This window comes from Pseudoalteromonas sp. ECSMB14103, assembly GCF_000813065.1.
Classification (GTDB): domain Bacteria; phylum Pseudomonadota; class Gammaproteobacteria; order Enterobacterales; family Alteromonadaceae; genus Pseudoalteromonas; species Pseudoalteromonas marina.
Window position 1 is genome coordinate 479,442 of sequence record NZ_JWGY01000001.1, and the last position, 17,992, is coordinate 497,433.

At 39.7% G+C, this 17,992-nt stretch carries 13 protein-coding genes; 7 read left to right on the forward strand and 6 right to left on the reverse strand.

Going from position 1 to position 17,992, the window contains the following annotated elements; translation table 11 throughout:
- Window positions 1–4: 4 nt before the first annotated feature.
- Window positions 5–2,665: a hybrid sensor histidine kinase/response regulator gene (locus RF53_RS02180; protein ID WP_039036497.1), complete on the reverse strand. Its 2,661-nt coding sequence runs from the start codon at window positions 2,663–2,665 to the stop codon at window positions 5–7.
- 424 nt (window positions 2,666–3,089) lie between these two features.
- Here RF53_RS02180 and prfC point away from each other — a divergent pair, with 424 nt between their 5' ends.
- The 4 genes from prfC (at window position 3,090) to RF53_RS02200 (ending at window position 8,362) form a co-directional block, all read left to right on the forward strand.
- On the forward strand, window positions 3,090–4,679 hold the full coding sequence (prfC, locus tag RF53_RS02185; protein ID WP_006791930.1) for a peptide chain release factor 3: 1,590 nt from the start codon (window positions 3,090–3,092) through the stop codon (window positions 4,677–4,679).
- Window positions 4,680–4,741: 62 nt separating this feature from the next.
- Window positions 4,742–6,484: an arginine--tRNA ligase gene (gene argS / locus RF53_RS02190; RefSeq protein ID WP_039036498.1), complete on the forward strand. Its 1,743-nt coding sequence runs from the start codon at window positions 4,742–4,744 to the stop codon at window positions 6,482–6,484.
- A 450-nt stretch (window positions 6,485–6,934) separates the two neighbouring features.
- On the forward strand, window positions 6,935–7,573 hold the full coding sequence (gene pdxH / locus RF53_RS02195; RefSeq protein WP_008130371.1) for a pyridoxamine 5'-phosphate oxidase: 639 nt from the start codon (window positions 6,935–6,937) through the stop codon (window positions 7,571–7,573).
- A 21-nt stretch (window positions 7,574–7,594) separates the two neighbouring features.
- A complete protein-coding gene (locus RF53_RS02200) occupies window positions 7,595–8,362 on the forward strand; it encodes a TatD family hydrolase (RefSeq protein WP_039036499.1) in 768 nt (255 codons plus the stop codon).
- Here RF53_RS02200 and RF53_RS02205 read toward each other — a convergent pair.
- Complete coding sequence (locus RF53_RS02205; RefSeq protein WP_039036500.1) at window positions 8,329–8,949, reverse strand: AhpA/YtjB family protein; 621 nt, start codon at window positions 8,947–8,949, stop codon at window positions 8,329–8,331. The genes RF53_RS02200 and RF53_RS02205 overlap by 34 nt on opposite strands.
- A gap of 148 nt (window positions 8,950–9,097) precedes the next feature.
- Here RF53_RS02205 and serB point away from each other — a divergent pair, with 148 nt between their 5' ends.
- Window positions 9,098–10,117, forward strand: coding sequence for a phosphoserine phosphatase SerB (gene serB / locus RF53_RS02210; RefSeq protein ID WP_039036501.1), 1,020 nt, complete (start codon window positions 9,098–9,100; stop codon window positions 10,115–10,117).
- 25 nt (window positions 10,118–10,142) lie between these two features.
- Here serB and RF53_RS02215 read toward each other — a convergent pair whose 3' ends face one another.
- Complete coding sequence (locus RF53_RS02215) at window positions 10,143–12,620, reverse strand: PilZ domain-containing protein (protein ID WP_039036502.1); 2,478 nt, start codon at window positions 12,618–12,620, stop codon at window positions 10,143–10,145.
- Window positions 12,621–12,979: 359 nt separating this feature from the next.
- Between RF53_RS02215 and radA the strand changes: the two genes are divergently transcribed.
- Window positions 12,980–14,365: a DNA repair protein RadA gene (gene radA / locus RF53_RS02220; protein ID WP_008130364.1), complete on the forward strand. Its 1,386-nt coding sequence runs from the start codon at window positions 12,980–12,982 to the stop codon at window positions 14,363–14,365.
- Between the two features lie 74 nt (window positions 14,366–14,439).
- Entirely contained in the window at window positions 14,440–15,372 is a 933-nt protein-coding gene (locus RF53_RS02225; protein WP_039036503.1) for a hypothetical protein, read from the forward strand.
- Window positions 15,373–15,448: 76 nt separating this feature from the next.
- Here the strand turns inward: RF53_RS02225 and serA are convergent, their stop codons facing one another.
- From serA to RF53_RS02240, 3 genes are read right to left on the reverse strand one after another with little or no spacing between them, the layout of a single operon-like run.
- Window positions 15,449–16,678, reverse strand: a complete 1,230-nt coding sequence (gene serA / locus RF53_RS02230; protein ID WP_006791939.1) for a phosphoglycerate dehydrogenase — start codon at window positions 16,676–16,678, stop codon at window positions 15,449–15,451.
- 9 nt (window positions 16,679–16,687) lie between these two features.
- Entirely contained in the window at window positions 16,688–17,341 is a 654-nt protein-coding gene (gene rpiA / locus RF53_RS02235; protein WP_039036504.1) for a ribose-5-phosphate isomerase RpiA, read from the reverse strand.
- Window positions 17,342–17,394: 53 nt separating this feature from the next.
- Window positions 17,395–17,991 carry a 5-formyltetrahydrofolate cyclo-ligase gene (locus RF53_RS02240; RefSeq protein WP_039036505.1) on the reverse strand — a complete coding sequence of 199 codons (597 nt, stop codon included), beginning with the start codon at window positions 17,989–17,991 and terminating at the stop codon, window positions 17,395–17,397.
- Window position 17,992 lies beyond the last annotated feature (1 nt).

Sequence of the window (17,992 nt, forward strand, 5' to 3'; positions counted from 1 at the left end):
TGTTTTATTTTGATTCAATTGCCTGCTTTATTGCCACCATTACTGAGTTTATAATTTCATCTCTTTGTGATTTATTGCTACTTTTTAGGTTTTCTTCAAGCTCGCCTGCGCTTTTGTAAATAGCATCAAAGTTAAAGCATCCTGCACTGCCTTTAACACTATGCGCAACTGCTTTTAGGCTTTCCCAATCTTGTGCATGGTGGAATGTTTTTATTTGTTCCAAATAACTGGGTAAGTTTGCTAAGTAATTATCAGATATCTGTTGAAATTTTTCACTTTTTAACAAGTCATCCCACTTATTTTGATTATCTTTTTCAAGGTGCAAGTAGCTAACAAGTACGTTTTCGAGGGCATCTTTATCTATTGGTTTTCCAAGCGCTTTGTCGCAGCCAGCTTCTATATAAGTGCCGATATCGTGATTCATTACGTTTGCGGTGAGTGCAATAATGGGACCGTCGTAAGCAGCATGTCGTAGCATTTTGGTGGCTTCAAGCCCACCCATGACGGGCATTTGCATATCCATAATAATGAGTTGATAGTCGTTTACTAGCGCCATTTCTACGGCTTGTGCACCATTATTAGCTATGTCAGGCTCAAGCCCCCAAGTTTGCAACAGCAACTTAATCAGTAGCTGATTATCTGGGTTATCTTCAGCAACCAAAATATTTGCGTCAAAGCTGTTAGTCGCAAATGATAATAGAGGGTCTTTTTCAGGGGTTAATTGTGCATGATCGACAAGCAACTCAAGCTCGGGTGTTTTGCCTTTTAAGTGGCAAGCAGCACTAATTGAAAATTCACTTCCTTCGCCCACTTCGCTTTCTAGTTTTATGTCGCCACCCAATAAATTTGCCAGATTTTTGGATATACATAATCCTAACCCAGTACCACCAAAGCGACGTGTAGTTGTCGCATCTGCTTGTTCAAACGGTTTAAATACACGAGAAATTTGATGCTCAGACATACCAATACCGGTGTCGGTTATTACAAACTCAATGAGGTTGCTTTTAGCATGATAATGCACACAAATAGAGACATGCCCTTGCTCTGTAAATTTAACGGCGTTGTTGGCCACATTAATTAAAATTTGTTTTAAGCGTGTTACATCCGTGTATATAGTTTGCGGTATTGGTAAGTCAAAAATAATATTAAGTTCTAAACGCTTTTCTTGCGCCAGTGGCGTTATGATTGACTCAATATCATGGACTAACTGCACAACGTTCACAGAGGCTTGCTCTACAGCTAGTTTTTCAGCTTCAATTTTAGATAAATCCAAAATATTGTTAATGAGTTCAAGTAAGTGCTTTGAATTTCGTAAAATAGTACTTAAATGTTGTTTGTCGTTTACTATTTTATCGTTATGTAGCAACTGCTCTGTAAAGCCCATAATAGCGGTGAGAGGGGTTCGTATTTCATGACTCATGTTTGCTAAAAAACGACTTTTAAGTTGGTTAGCTTGCTCTGCTTGAGTAATTGCGAGTTCAAGTTGGCTATTCATAGACTCAAGCGCTTGAGTTCGGCTTTCCACCTTGTCTTCTAGGTGATGTTTGTATTCTTCGAGTTGTTGTTGATAGTGCCTAATTTGATTAACCATGTGGTTAAAGTCGTTAAACAGTATGCCTACTTCATCATCGGTATGAGCGGGTAAGCTTACTGCTAAGTCACCGTCACCTACTCGGTGACTGGCCGCACCTAATAGCTCTATCGGATTTAACAATAAGTTACGTACAACAACAAATATTAAGATAGGTAATGAGATCACTGAAATAATAACAATCAGACCCGTAATTAGGCTAATGGCTTTGCCCGACTGATGAAGTACCGCTTTGGGAATTGTTGATACGTAATAATAGCCGCCGCTCATTTGTACGGCAAAAATCATACGTTCGATTTTATCAATGCTCGATAACTCAATGGTAGAAAGTGAGCCTATGTCGGCCAAATCGCGAACCTTATTAAGTTCATATTCGCTAATGTACTGGCCTCGTAAATTATAATTAGAGCTAAATAGTATTTTACCGTCTTTGGTCAACAATAAATTGAGCGTATTGTTATAAGGCGCTTCTAAAATACTGGTATTTAAAATTGAAGGCTCAACATTTACAACAATAAACCCCAGTTGTTGTGGACGTTTTAGGTAATAACCCACGCTGTCTATTCGTTGCACAAAATACAGGCTGGTTGTGCCGTCGGGTTTTTGAACCATAAACTGCTGTTGGCTCAAATTGCTTTGTATAACCTGATTAAAAAAGGGGTAGTTTTTAGGCGCTATGGTTAAATTATTTGAATGATAGGCGTCACTTTTACCACTAGCCGACACTAGATTTATACTAATAATGTCAGGGTAGGCTTCGCTGTAACTGGCAAATACATCCATTAGAGCACCAAGCCTGCGCGTATAATTTCCGTCTAAAAGTGCGTCATTGGCCAAAAAGTCGTTAAGTACCGGAGAGCGAGAAAGTAGCTTAGTGGTAGAGTGGAATGAGTCTATGTAGTTAAACGCTTTTTGTTGTTGCTGCTCAACAAAGCGGCTCATGATTAGATCGGCTTGTTTTTGCGTAGAGTTAGTTACATTAGTTAACGTAAACCCACCTAAAAATAGCAGGGGCAATATAACAAGCGGGGTTATATACCATAATAATCTAATGCTTAACTTACTGGTTTTCATTAACTAACTAATATCCTTGACGCAATCTTTTTATAGTATGCGTTACAAGTTTATTAAACAAGCCTGCGCTTAACTCATCGCTAAAATATAAACTTTAGTTAGAGGTAACTTCCCCTTTATGCGTAGGTTTTAATTACTTAATTAAGTAAAAGTTTTTATTTTGCTTGAGTCAAATTACAAACTAAACGGCCTGAGTTTAAATATTGATAAAAAAGATCAGTTAATAACTAACCATTGATTGTTTAAAGGGTCAAGATCAGCGAAAATAGTCTTTAATTACGATTAACATAACGGATCTCAAACTAGGAGCTAATTTACTCTTGGTTTTGGTGTGTTGAGGTTTCGGGGTTTAGCAGTTTTAGCCTTTAAACGTCTGCACACTTTATGGTGATATTATCCGTATTCAAACTATAAGAACTTTTTAATGGCAGACCAAAATCTCCTTAGCGAAATAAATAAACGACGTACTTTTGCAATTATATCTCACCCGGATGCAGGTAAAACCACCATCACCGAAAAAGTACTTTTGTTCGGACAAGCGATTCAAAAAGCCGGAACGGTAAAAGGCCGTGGCTCTAATCAGCATGCAAAGTCTGACTGGATGGAAATGGAAAAAGAGCGTGGTATATCGGTTACTACCTCTGTAATGCAGTTTCCGTATAACAATGCGCTGGTTAATTTACTTGATACCCCTGGACACGAAGACTTCTCAGAAGATACGTACCGTACACTGACTGCGGTAGATTCGTGCTTAATGGTTATTGATGCCGCAAAAGGTGTAGAAGAACGTACCCGTAAGCTAATGGAAGTTACGCGCCTACGTACTACGCCTATTGTGACCTTTATGAATAAGTGTGACCGTGATATTCGTGACCCAATGGAGCTACTTGATGAAGTAGAGACAGAACTAAATATTGCCTGTGCGCCTATTACGTGGCCAATTGGTTGTGGTAAAGAGTTTAAAGGTGTTTACCACATTCATAACGACGAAGCGGTTTTATACAAAACAGGCCAAGGTCATACTATTCAAGAAGTACGTACAGTAAAAGGCCTTGATAACCCTGAGCTTGATACCGCCATTGGTGAAGAGCTCGCTGAGCAATTACGTGAAGAGCTTGAGCTTGTTATTGGTGCTTCAAACGAATTTGACCTTGAACTATTTTTAGCGGGTGAACTTTCGCCAGTGTACTTTGGTACCGCCCTTGGTAACTTTGGTGTAGACCATGTACTTGATGGTTTAACACAGTGGGCGCCAACGCCGCTACCGCGTGAGACAGAAGACCGCCAAGTAGTCGCAACAGAAGAGAACTTTACTGGTTTTGTATTTAAAATACAGGCTAACATGGATCCAAAACACCGTGACCGTATTGCCTTTATGCGTATTGTGTCGGGTAAATATAGTCAAGGCATGAAGATGAATCATGTACGCCTTGGTAAACAGGTGAGTATTTCAGATGCAGTAACCTTTATGGCGGGCGATCGCGAGCGTGCAGCAGATGCATTTGCGGGCGATATTATTGGTTTGCATAACCACGGTACTATTCAAATAGGTGATACCTTTACACAAGGCGAAAAGCTTAAATTTAGCGGTATTCCAAACTTTGCGCCTGAGCTATTTCGTCGTATTCGTTTGCGCGATCCGCTTAAACAAAAGCAGCTATTAAAAGGTTTAGTACAGCTTTCTGAAGAAGGTGCAGTACAAGTATTTAGACCGCTCATTAATAACGACTTAATTGTAGGCGCGGTAGGTGTACTTCAGTTTGACGTAGTTGTAGCGCGCTTAAAAGCTGAGTACAACGTAGATGCAATTTACGAAGGCGTAAACGTAAATACAGCACGTTGGGTAAGCTCAACTGATGTTAAAAAGTTTGAAGAGTTTAAACGTAAGTGCGAAAGCAACTTAGCACTCGATGGTGGCGATAACTTAACTTACATAGCACCGAGCCGTGTAAACCTTAATTTATCGACAGAGCGTTACCCTGAGGTAACCTTCAACCACACGCGCGAAAACTAGAATCGACTGACTAAAGTTAACTGAAAGCCTGCTATGGCGGGCTTACAAAGGTAAATAATATAATGAACATTCGTACTATTTTAGTAGAAAAAGCCATTGCCGCTATGACCGCTGCAGGCCTACCAGAAGACACAAACCCAGCTGTTACACAAAGCACACGCCCACAATTTGGTGATTACCAAATTAATGGTGCAATGGGCGCCGCTAAAAAAATGAAAAGCAACCCACGTGAGCTTGCGCAAAAAATTATTGATAACCTAGATGTAACCGACATTGCAGAAAAAACTGAAATTGCCGGCCCTGGTTTTATTAATATTCATTTAAAGCCTGAGTTTTTAGCCAAAAGCGTAGAAGCGGCTAACAGCGATGCAAAGCTTGCCGTAAACGAGCACGCAAATCCGCAAACTGTCGTGGTAGATTACTCATCACCTAACCTTGCAAAAGAAATGCACGTAGGCCATTTACGTTCAACCATTATTGGTGATGCCATTGTACGTGCGCTTGAATTTAGAGGCGACAAAGTCATTCGTCAAAACCACATGGGCGATTGGGGCACACAGTTTGGTATGCTGATTGCGCATTTAGAAGATCAAATTAGCCAAGGCGTGGACTTAGAGTCGGTAGCGCTTGCTGATTTAGAAACGTTTTACCGCGATGCTAAAAAACGTTTTGACGATGAAGAAGGCTTTGCCGATAAAGCCCGTGACTATGTAGTTAAACTACAAGGCGGCGACGCGCACTGTGAAAAGCTATGGAAGCTATTTATAGCGACCTCAGTTAAACACTCTGAAGAAGTTTACAAACGTCTAAACGTAACGCTTACTCAAGCTGATATTATGGCTGAAAGTGCTTATAATAGTGAGCTTAACGACATTATTAGCCTATTAAAAGATAAAAACATAGCTGTAGAGTCGCAAGGTGCACAAGTAGTATTTTTAGATGAGCTTGCCAATAAAGATGGCGAGCCGTCGGCGTTTATCGTGCAAAAATCTGGCGGCGGCTTTTTGTATGCAACCACCGATTTAGCCGCGTGTGATTACCGCTCAAATAAATTGGGTGCTGAGCGTATTTTAATATTTGTTGATGCGCGCCAAAGCCTTCACTTCAATCAAGTGGAGCTTACTGCACGAAAAGCTGGCCTTTTACGCGATGAAACAAGCTATGAGTTTTGCCCGTTTGGCACCATGATGGGCGCCGATGGTAAACCATTTAAAACCCGCACCGGTGGCACTGTTAAACTTGCTGATTTACTAGAAGAGTCAATTAGCCGTGCAGCAACAAAACTAGCTGAGCGTGAATCTGATTTATCGGATCATGAACGTAGCGAAATTGCCCGTAAAGTAGGTATTGGCGCCGTTAAATATGCTGATCTTTCTAAACATCGTACCAGCGATTACATATTCAACTGGGACACCATGTTAAGCTTTGAAGGCGCGACAGCACCTTACTTACAATATGCTTATACCCGTGTACGCAGTATTTTCCGTAAATCAGGTGTCGATGCCGCTACGCTAAATGCTGATGTAGCCATAGCCGAGCCGCAAGAAAAAGCACTCGCGCTTAAACTACTGCAGCTTGAAGAAGTGCTTGATTTAATGATCTCTGAGGCTACTCCACACGTATTATGTGGTTACTTGTACGAGCTTGCTAGCCTATACATGACGTTCTACGAAGCCTGCCCAGTACTCAAAGAAGGCGTAGAGCCAAGCGTACGTGACAGCCGTTTAGTGTTGTGTAATTTGGTGGCAGATACGCTAAAAACAGGATTGGATTTGTTAGGCATTGAAGTCATGGAGCAAATGTAATCATCGTCGTATTTTAACCTAATACTGCGTTATCCACCCCGACTTACCCTAATCACATACAAACCGTATGCTCATAGGGATAAGTAGGGGTGAATGCCTTGTCTTAGGCTAAACTACTTAGGTGAACCTTCTGTTTCGTGTAGTTCGCTTTGACTACGTTGTCGTGCTTTTTTAGCCTAAGTCACATACTAATTGTATGCTCCTTGGCATAAATAAGCACTTCGCCTTGTCAGCACTCCTACACTTGCAGATGATTTTAGGCTTTACTTGATTAACTCTTGTAAGTTAATCAATTTTGTAGCTGATAGCACCGTAGGTTGAGTAGAGTGAAACGAAACCCAACACTAAACTAACATTAAACAAAACATTTTTATTTTTGCTCTTAAAACGATTAACAGCCTGACCTTAACTTACCCACATACGCTTTAATAAACAGAGAAGGATTTGTTTATGAAACTCGAAGACATCCGCCGTGAATATCTGCAAGACGCGCTAAGCGAAGATAATTTGCAAGATGATCCATTCAAACAATTTGAAACGTGGCTTGAGCATGCTGTGGGCAGTAATATCCCAGACCCAACGGCCATGGTGGTCGCTACGGTTGATGAAACCGGGCAACCTTCACAGCGTATTGTATTGTTAAAACATTTAGACGATAACGGGTTTGTATTTTTTACTAATACCGGCTCACGTAAAGCACAAGAGCTAAAAGGCAATAACAAAATATCGCTGCACTTTCCGTGGCACCATATGGAGCGCCAAGTGATTGTATACGGCGAGGCAAAACCATTACCTACATCAGCCGTGGCAAAATACTTTTTATCGCGTCCTAAAGAAAGCCAATTAGCAGCATGGGCGTCGCAACAAAGCAGGCCAGTGTCGTCGCGAAAAGTACTTATGGAAACCTTTGCTAATATGAAAAGCAAGTTTGCTAAAGGTGAAATTCCATTGCCTGATTTTTGGGGCGGTTACTGTGTTGTGCCTGCTAAAATTGAGTTTTGGCAGGGTGGTGCACACCGCTTACATGACCGTTTTATGTACCAGCGCCAAGCAGATAACAGCTGGCAAGTTACACGCTTAAACCCTTAATAAAGTGATGATTAAGTAACCGTGCAATTTATTGACTCTCATTGCCATCTCGACTTTAGCGAGTTTGATTCAATTCGTGAATCGCTCATAAACGAGTGTATAGCAAAGGGAGTCAATCAGTTTGTTGTACCGGGTATTACGCTCGCCCAATCGCATACTCTTATCAAACTCAAAGCTACTTTTCCAAGTATAAAAATAGCTGCAGGGTTACATCCTTACTTTTTAGATCAACATAAAGAATCGCACATAGAAGCACTTTTTGAGTTCGGGGTTGCAAATAAGCATCATTTAATAGCTATAGGTGAGTGTGGGCTTGATAGAAGTATCGAAGACCTTGCAAAACAAACGAGTTTGTTTGAGCAGCAAATAACGATTGCTAATGAGCTAAATTTGCCGCTTATTGTCCATCATCGGCAAAGTCATGATTTAATTGCGCAATCGTTTAAACGCTGTAAGCCAAAATATGGTGGAGTGATACATGCGTTTTCTGGCTCACTACAGCAAGCACAGTATTATATTAAACAGGGTTTTAAATTAGGCGTGGGTGGGGTTATAACTTACGAGCGCGCAGCTAAAACCCGTAATGTAATTACTCAAATTGAACCTCAGCACTTAGTGCTCGAAACCGATTCGCCCTCAATGCCACTAAATGGTCATCAAGGTGAGATTAATACGCCGCTTCATATCCCTAATGTGTTCAACGCTCTGTGTAGTTTAAAACAAAGTAGCGATAAAGAGGTGCTAGCTAAAATGCTCTACGACTCTTGCTCTGAGGTTTTTCGTATATAGCGGTTGACTTGCCAACGCTTTAAGCCACGGCCCAATTGCCATGTAAAAATACATGCAATAACTAGCATTAATAAAACCTGACGACCCAAATCATGAAAATGGCTGTGGCTATCTGAAATAGCAGCTCGTGTTAAATAGGTTACCGAAACAAACCCTAGAGGGCGATCATCATCGCTTACAACGGGTTCAACAAATGGTGTTTTAAGTTTACTTATTCCTGGAGTCGATTCTGGAAGTTGACCTAAAATATGGTGTGACTGCCAATTATCACTGCTGGCGACTAAAATCCCCTGATGATCATAAATGGTAGCCGACAGTACAAATTCGTCTTTAGCTATGTCGTTACAAATAGTGTTTAACTGAGGTTTGTTTTTTTCTATCAGTGGTGTTTTAACATTTAAAGCCATAAATTGAGTTAAGCTTTGTGCTGTGTTGTCGGCGCTATCATATAATAACTGATGGCTTTGAAAGCTACTATTTACACCTACCCAACTAAGCAATACAAAACAGCCAGCGGCTAATAATAACCGTAAAAGTCGTTTTTTCTGTGATGCTGATATTGGATTTTTAAGATGGTTATTTTTCATAGTCACCGTATATGCTACTGACAGAATTTTGATTTGATGTTACAACTACTACTATAACCTTAAATTAACCCCGATGGCGAATTTAGCATTAATATTACCGCTTCAATTCGTTTTATATCAGTGGAATAAAAATAAACACGGAGATCGCATGTCGCAAATCAGCATGGCACAGCTTACTTCTCAGCAATCATTGTCAATGTTAACGCTCAACCAATGGTTTGCTCATAACAACGGGATTTTTACACTATTTGATGGTGTTCCAAATACACAAGAAGGGTTGTTTAGTATTGCATTTGCAGGTGACTTTAATGCGACAAGTATAGATACTTTTATTCAGTTTTTAGCTCATCATGGGCAAACGGTCACAGCATTATGCCAATACCAGCCTGATTTGGGCTTATCTCCAGCACTGTGTTTTTATACTCAAAATACAACGCAATCTATTAATCCATTAACGCTTAAAGCGTTTTCAGAAACACTAGAGTGCCAACTAGTACAAATTAATACACCGCCTAACCTTTACGAGTCGGGCTTGTTAGTAATGGATATGGATTCAACAGCGATTACTATTGAATGTATTGATGAAATAGCACGCTTAGCAAATGTGTACGATGATGTGGCATCTGTAACAGCCCTCGCAATGGCAGGTAAACTCGATTTTAGTGAAAGCTTAAATCAACGCGTAGGTAAGCTTAAAGGCATTGAAAAAAAACTTATTGAAGAATTAAAAAATACCTTGCCACTAATGCCGGGCATAAAAGCCTTGTGCCAAGTACTAAAACATCACAATTGGTATTTAGCAATTGCATCGGGCGGTTTTGTGCCATTTGCAGAGCGTGTTAAGGAGTTAATTAATTTAGATGAAGTACATGCAAATGTGCTTGAATTTAAAGATGATAAATTAACTGGTAAGGTACTTGGTACGATTGTGGATGCACAGCAAAAAGCGGTTATTTTAGAGTCTTTGCAAGCTAAGCTCGGACTTGAAAAAATACAAACAGTGGCGATTGGCGATGGTGCAAATGATCTCGTTATGATGGCAAAGGCTGGGCTTGGGGTTGCTGTTCATGGTAAACCAAAAGTAGTTGAGCAAGCGCAAGCAGCTATTTGTAAAGGCTCGTTATTACAGTTACTTTATATGCTCGCTATTCCGTTAAACAAAAAATAACGATGGCATATTAGCGTTAAACCGCTTAGCGAGAGCGGTTTAACCAAAGCAGTTTACGACGGCCCATTTGGTCAACCTTTTGTTGATCTAACTCAAAATGACTTAAAGCTTCTTCTGTAATATCAACCACATCACCCACACCTGTTACCGACCATAAAGCTTCTTCCAACTCTTTAGCTTTATGTAACGCGTATTGACTCACATAGCTAAGCTCGTTGGATAGGTAATCTGTATCTGGGCGACCAGTACGTGAAATATATAGTCGCATAACAAATATAATTTGAGACTTAATCCCCTTGCTAATTTGTTCATTAAAGCTGCTGTAATCTTCACCTAATATACACTGGCTTTGAATAGCTTCGGTGACTTTATCTTGTCGGGGATCAAAATTGATTGCCAGTGTAAACGCAAGTGGCGGATCTTGTCTGCTGCGATCTTTTATATTTGGGGTGATCACATTTAAAATTTGCTCGTTAGTTATTATACTCGACACGTCTGTTTTATTGCTCAGTAAACCAAAGTTTTGTAAAAGTACATGCAGCGGGCTTGAATATAAACCATAACCAATTGCACCCACTTTAAAATGTGCCGCTTCTTTGTGTAAATACAGCGGAAACTGGCAAACGCTTTTTGTTACCATGTTTCTAAGTGCTGTAGAAAGCCCTTCAATTTTAGGAGCCTCTTCACTTACCTTTAATTTATCTTTGTTATTTTCAATCAATTGTGTAAAAAAACTAACGCCAGCATGAGGTAAGTCAGCCACTCTATTGGCTTTTAAGTTAACGGTGGTCAGTGACTTACTGATAGCCATAACTTCGTACTTGAGTTCGCTTAATGCATGCTTTTTAGTTATTTTTTGTAAATCAGGGAATGTTAAAAAGACAATGTCGCCTTTTTTAAAGCTAACAGGCTGATCGCATTCTAGTTGTAGCCCCATGACTGAAAAATCGCGCGTATGCCCACTTAATACCGTATCATTTATATGTAATTTAACGTCGGTTTTGTATAAATAGCGTTTATGCGAGCGTAAATTTACATACTCAAGCGCAACAATGTCTAAATAGGGAGCCGTTTTATGTTTGGCATGCCCAAAAAGTTTAAGCTGATTGACCAAAGCTTTATCGTAAGTTATTTGTTTATAACGCAATTGCTCAACGCTATTACCTACACTAGTTAGTACAACAATATATTTTACGTCTTTAACTAATCCTTCAACACGAGGCGAAGGAGGTTTGTTAAGTTTTTCAATGTTACTACCAGCAGAATTTGGCAGTGAAAGTGGTATGTAAGCATCATCAGGATGGCTCGGCATTATCTGAATTTTAAAGCATTGCCAGCTTTCTTTTTGACTACCAAACCCTAAAAATAAATCACGTAGTTTGGTATTATTGTTTAATTCGGTGCGGGTTGCTGAATAGTAATAAATCTTTCCAGAGGACACATGTGTAAAGGTGTACAGGTAATCTTCTTTAACTGCTGTTGGTTGTGTTAATAACCCACTGACCCGTTTATGGTTAAGCACGTTGTATAAGCAAGGTACACTTCTTTCATCGGTAAAGTAGCGCTGAATAAAAATATTATTTTCGGTTGTTAGGCTTAAACTAGGATAATACTGATCGTCTTTTTTACTTAAAAACACATACAATGAAGTAACACGAGGTATGTAATATTGCTCATAACCTTTTGATACAACCGCATCGAGTGTGTTATCTAAATTAACTTTGTAGCGGCGTTTATTTCCGTGAATAAAGCTTTCTAAAAAGTTATCAAAGGCTTCATTATTTTCAACGTAAGTTCGCTTTAAACGAATATGATTAAATTCACGTGAGATATTCTCAACGGCAACTACTTCATATTGAATGCCATTTTTTAAACCCAGTTCAAAGTCTTGCTCTAGACCCACCAAACGCATTGCTATTAGTTGGCCTTTTCTGATTATGTTTCGCTTTGCCAGCTTTATTTTACAGCCGCTCAAAGAAATATCAGAGGTACTTGCTTTAATATTTTTCTTATCGTTATATTCAATAGTAACTTTTATTGAATAATTCATTCTTTCTTCTGCACGGCTTTCGTAAGATGCAAATTTAATAACATTAGTATTTAGTAAATCTTCTTGCTCTTGCTTATTCCCTTTTTCGGCGGCTTCTTTTTGCATTACGCGGTGATTATTTTCCGTATTCATAACCGCTTCGTAAACAGCAAGTGTGTATTTACCATGCTGTTTTAATGCGCTTTCAAACACTTCAATGGCCGTTTCATCCATAAAGTGCTGTTTACCATTATGTTCGTAAGGTTTTACTTGTCCTGTAACTAAACCGCGTAGATCAATAAAGCGCTCGACAGGCTGAGAAAGGCGCGACATTTCCATTTTAATTAAAAACTGTTCAGGCTTCGTAAGCTCTGCTGTTTTTGATTTAAAAATTAGGTCAAACTTGGCGTTGCCTAAATATTGTTTTAGCTCATTAACGAGGGACTCGTGTTTGAGCATGATGTCATCAGCCATTTATAAAACCATCACCGTCTCTTTGAAAAAGTAGGTATACTATTAAATCCATTTATTAGAAATTCAATAAACGTAAAGCGTGCTATGTTATTAATATAGGTACGATTTTTAGAGCAACTACCATTTAGTTTTTGTTATTATGTGTTATGTGCCGTTTTATTGGCAAGTTACTTTTATTCAATTTTAAAGCAAAAACTGTGCCCTAAGATATATAAAGGTAAAACAGTTAATTAGGTAATGATTGTGGCTTAAGAAATTTGCACAGGCAAGCTATGTTGCTATGTAAATAGATGAAATGGCAAAATAACAACAAAACAGTACGCATTTTTAAATTCAATGATTAATAAATAAGGTTATTAATGGCTAAAGCGGCAAAAGTAGAGTTTGTTTGTACAGAGTGTGGCATGAACTATCAACGTTGGCAGGGGCAATGTCGTTGCGGTGCGTGGAATACATTAGCTGAATTTAAACCTTCAGCAGGGCAAAGTAAAAAAGCAACTGCACGCTCAAGTGTTGGCGGGTATGCCGGAGGTATTGGTGGTGGTTCTAAAAAAATTAATGACATAGCGACCGTTGAAGCCGAAAAACAACTCACAGAAATAGGCGAGCTTGACCGTGTTTTAAGTGGTGGTGTTACTACGGGTTCTGTAAATATTATTTCGGGCGATCCTGGTGCTGGTAAAACAACGCTTTTATCTGACTTGGTGGCAAGAATGTCAAAGCGTATGCCGTCTCTTTACTGTACCGCTGAGGAGTCTTTATCGCAGTTTAAAAATCGTGTTAACCGCTTAAAGTTAGACTATAACGCAGATGAGCTTTATTTGCTTTCAGAAACCAGCGTTGAGACCATTATTGAAGAGCTTGATAAAAATAAAATAAAATTTGCAGTCATCGACTCCATTCAAGCCGTTGTTACAGACACTGCAAATGGCAGTCCAGGCTCTCCTTCGCAAGTTAAAAGTGCAGCTCAAGCATTAACTCAATATTGTAAGCAGAATGACGTGACCATGTTTATTATTGCTCACGTGAATAAAAATAACGAAATTGCAGGCCCGCAAACCTTGGTGCATATTGTTGATGCGCTATTACACATAGACACCAATGATGGACAAATACGTACCCTACGTGCCAATAAAAACCGCTTTGGTGACATTGATACTGTGGGTATTTTTAAAATGTGTGAACGTGGAATGTTAAGCGTAGACAACCCGAGTGAGATATTTTTATCGGGCTCGACGACTGAATCCCCGGGGTCGTCTATTACCTGTATCCGTAAAGGTAATCGGAATCTATTGCTTGAAATACAATGTTTAACAACAGAAACCGAGGCTGAATTTCCACAGCGTGTTTGTGTAGGTTTAAATATGAACCGCATAAAAATGCTCACAGGTATTTTACGTAAACATACAAAAACAAAAATATTTCACGATACCTTTTTTAATATTGTGGGTGGTTTAAAAATTGATGAATCAGAAACCTGTATAGATTTAGCCCTTGTTACTGCGTTACTAAGTAGCTTGAACGAATTTGTTGTGCCTCGAACCACTTGTATTATGGGGGAGTTGAGTTTAAACGGTGATGTGCGCCCAATAGACAGCGGCGTACCACGAGTTAAAGAAGCTGCACAGCATGGTTTTACAGAAATATTTATCCCGTTTCGTAACTACCATAAATCAATGGAAGGCCTAGGCGCTAAAATAACTCCAGTAAAAACGGTACATGAGTTATTGAGCCTGATTAATTAACGCTTACAGCGACTGGTATGCAATGTTACTCTTGGGTTAATACAATTTTTATAAAAATAGAATAAGGAAATAATATGAAAAAATTAATTATAGCCGCAGCGATTATTGCCGCAGGTGTTGGCGGCGTTAGCTACGCTAACTATGTTGCAACCCAAGAGGTTCGTGCTGAAGTAGACAAGCAGCTGGCCATGGTGAGTGAGCAAACGGGTGCAACATTTAAATATGCTGGCTTATCTGCAAGTGTAATTTCAAAAAGTGTTGAAATTACAAGTATGGAAGTAATAAGCCCTGAGGGCGAGAGTGTAGCCAACGTTCAAAGTATTGAAGTTAAAGGCTACGAAACCGATAAAATTTCGCCGCATACATCGCTTGATGTAAAAAATCTGACGCTCAGTAAAGACTTTATTGCCACACTGCCTGCTGACACAAATGCCATATTAGCATCAGCAAGTTACAATCTGCATTCATCTCTTGATTATAATGAAGAGTCGGGTGAAAGCGATATGGTTGTAAAGCTCAATGCTCAAGATGTGGTCAGTTTTAATATGGACTTAGGGCTAGCTAATTCTAAACCGCTCATGGATACGTCGCTTGCGATGAGCAAAGAACAAAAGCAAGCGGGTGATACCCCTCTAACTTATGAGCAGCAACTGCAACAACAAACACGTATGATGCAAGCAATGAGCAAGCTTGAACCCCGTAACGCAAGCTTTGTTATAAATAACCAAGGTAAACTTAAAGAGTTATTAGAAAGTGAGCTTTCAAAGCAAGGTATGACTATTGAGCAAATGCAAGCAATGTTAGCCCAGCAGTTAGAGCAAGCGCCTGTGACTGAAGAAATAGCGAATGCGTTAACCAGCTTTGCCAGCGGTTTAAATTCGTTAACTGTTTCAGCAAAATTGCCTGAAGGCCAAACTATGATGGAAGTTAACCAGCAATTAATGATGCTATCTGGTAAGCCAGAGGAACTGGTTAAGTTTATAAATTTAGAAGTTAAAGGCGACTAATCACTATAAGTCGTTAAATCATAATTTAAAAAGCCGCACTTGTTTAATCAAATGCGGCTTTTATTATAGATAATGTTTAGTGAAGAATACGCGCTCTAATTGTTCCTTCAACTGCACTTAGCTCTTTAAGCGCTACTTCAGAGTGGTCGGTATCAACGTCAATAACCACATAACCAATTGCTTCATCAGTTTGTAAGTACTGAGCCGCTATATTGATACCGTGCTGCGCAAACGCTTGGTTAATTTGCGTTAATACACCAGGGCGGTTGTGGTGAACATGCAATAAGCGACTACGGTTAGCAAGCTCTGGCAGTGATACCTCAGGGAAGTTAACGGCGGTAATTGTAGAGCCGTTATCTGAGTATTTAGCCAATTTACCTGCCACTTCAATACCAATATTTTCTTGAGCTTCTTGAGTTGAACCACCAATATGCGGCGTTAAAATAACGTTATCGAAGTCGCGTAGTGGCGATACAAACTCTTCATCGTTAGATTTAGGTTCAACAGGGAACACGTCAATTGCTGCACCACTTAGCTTTTTCTCGCTAAGTGATTCTGCAAGGGCATCAATATCAACAACGGTGCCGCGAGAGGCGTTAATTAAAATAGCGCCTTGTTTCATTACCGCAAGCTCTGCCGAACCGATTAAGTTTTTGGTTTGTGGTGTTTCTGGCACATGCAAACTAATTACATCAGAGCGCTGAAGTAGCTGAGTCAAGTTATGCACTTGTTTTGCATTACCCAGTGTTAGCTTATCTTCAATGTCGTAAAACTCGACGTTCATACCAATGTTTTCAGCCATAATACCTAGCTGAGTACCAATGTGGCCATAGCCAATAATACCCAACGTTTTACCACGTGCTTCAAATGAACCCGTTGCTGTTTTTAGCCACTCACCACGGTGAGCTGCAGCATTTCGCTCAGGTATACCGCGAAGTAAAAGCAGTATTTCACCAAGTACTAGCTCTGCAACAGAGCGTGTATTTGAAAATGGCGCATTAAATACAGCAATACCACGCTGGCGAGCGTTACTTAAGTCAACCTGGTTTGTGCCAATACAAAAACAACCAATGGCAATCAGCTTTTCTGCAGCATCTAAAACAGCTTCGTTAATATGAGTACGAGAACGCAGACCTACAAAGTGAGCGTCTTTAATACGTTCTTTAAGCTCGTCTTCAGGTAGCGATGTTTTAACGTAGTCTATATTGCTGTAACCATTTCGTTTTAGCGTTTCAACTGCGCTTTGGTGCACACCTTCAAGCAAGAGAATTTTAATTTTGTCTTTTGCTAACGATACCTTACTCATAACCTCATCCTATTTAATTTGAGGCCCATTTTTAGTGCCGATAATTACTTTATCAGCACCACGCATCGCAAATAGGCCATTGGTAACTACGCCAACAATTTGATTTATATCTGTCTCAAGTTGCTTAGCATTGGTAATCTTTAAATTATATACGTCTAAAATAACGTTGCCGTTATCGGTAACCACACCCTGGCGGTAGACTGGGTCGCCGCCTAACTTTAATAACTCACGTGCTACGTAGCTGCGCGCCATTGGAATAACTTCAACTGGAAGCGGAAATTCCCCCAATGTGTCCACTAGTTTGGTGTCATCAACAATACACACAAACTGCTTAGCAACTGCAGCCACAATTTTTTCACGGGTAAGTGCAGCACCACCGCCTTTAATCATTTCATTTTGAGCGTTAATTTCATCAGCGCCGTCGATGTAAACATCGAGTGCATCGGTATCGTTTAGCTCAAATACTTCAATACCGAGCTCTTTTAAACGCGCTGTAGAAGCTTCAGAGCTTGATACAGCACCTACTAAAGTGTCTTTAACTGTGCCAAGGGCATCAATAAAGTGATTAACGGTTGAGCCTGTGCCTACACCTACTATCGTGTTTTCTTTTACAAACTCGAGTGCCGCCCATGCTGCTGCTTTTTTTAATTCGTCTTGTGTCATTATTTTGTGCTCATGTATGTCAAACGTGTGCTGCAAGTATGCGAATAATCACATCACCAGCAGTAATTTTTGTTCGGTGTTATTATGGTTTTAAGCGGTACATCCCAAGACTCTATTGGCAATACATCAACTTTTTGGCACTCATGTGCAAGGCCTATAAGTCGTGGTTTTTGCCAGTTTTCATCGTGTAAACGAGCCAGTGTTCTATCGTAAAACCCACCTCCCATTCCTAAGCGATTACCTTGATTATCGAATGCAACTAATGGCATAAGTAAGTAGTCCAGCTCGGATAAAGGGCATATTTGACTGCAATTTAGCTTAGGTTCAAAGATACCATAGCGATTTGCCTTCATGGGTGAGTTTTTCTCATAGCGCTGAAACAGCAAAGTGGCGCCATTAAATGGGTGTATTACTGGTAGGTAAGTAACGTGATTTAAGTTCCATAATTCTTTAATTAACAAGGAGGTATCAAGCTCTCCGTCGTTACTTAAATAAATGGCGATATGTTGGTTTTTAGCTGTTTTTTCTGTTTTTAAGTATTGAATAAAATTCATACTTAAAGATTGAGATGCTAAATTTTGCTGTTCATTAGACAAATTATTACGTAATTCGCGAATGGATTTTCTTATTTGGGCGCGTGAATCGCTCATT

Excerpts from the sequence above, each read along its gene's own strand:
- RF53_RS02180 (WP_039036497.1), bottom strand. The coding sequence starts at position 2,665 with ATGAAAACCAGTAAGTTAAGCATTAGATTATTATGGTATATAACCCCG.
- prfC (WP_006791930.1), top strand. The coding sequence starts at position 3,090 with ATGGCAGACCAAAATCTCCTTAGCGAAATAAATAAACGACGTACTTTT.
- argS (WP_039036498.1), top strand. The coding sequence starts at position 4,742 with ATGAACATTCGTACTATTTTAGTAGAAAAAGCCATTGCCGCTATGACC.
- pdxH (WP_008130371.1), top strand. The coding sequence starts at position 6,935 with ATGAAACTCGAAGACATCCGCCGTGAATATCTGCAAGACGCGCTAAGC.
- RF53_RS02205 (WP_039036500.1), bottom strand. The coding sequence starts at position 8,949 with ATGAAAAATAACCATCTTAAAAATCCAATATCAGCATCACAGAAAAAA.
- serB (WP_039036501.1), top strand. The coding sequence starts at position 9,098 with ATGTCGCAAATCAGCATGGCACAGCTTACTTCTCAGCAATCATTGTCA.
- RF53_RS02215 (WP_039036502.1), bottom strand. The coding sequence starts at position 12,620 with ATGGCTGATGACATCATGCTCAAACACGAGTCCCTCGTTAATGAGCTA.
- radA (WP_008130364.1), top strand. The coding sequence starts at position 12,980 with ATGGCTAAAGCGGCAAAAGTAGAGTTTGTTTGTACAGAGTGTGGCATG.
- RF53_RS02225 (WP_039036503.1), top strand. The coding sequence starts at position 14,440 with ATGAAAAAATTAATTATAGCCGCAGCGATTATTGCCGCAGGTGTTGGC.
- serA (WP_006791939.1), bottom strand. The coding sequence starts at position 16,678 with ATGAGTAAGGTATCGTTAGCAAAAGACAAAATTAAAATTCTCTTGCTT.
- rpiA (WP_039036504.1), bottom strand. The coding sequence starts at position 17,341 with ATGACACAAGACGAATTAAAAAAAGCAGCAGCATGGGCGGCACTCGAG.
- RF53_RS02240 (WP_039036505.1), bottom strand. The coding sequence starts at position 17,991 with ATGAGCGATTCACGCGCCCAAATAAGAAAATCCATTCGCGAATTACGT.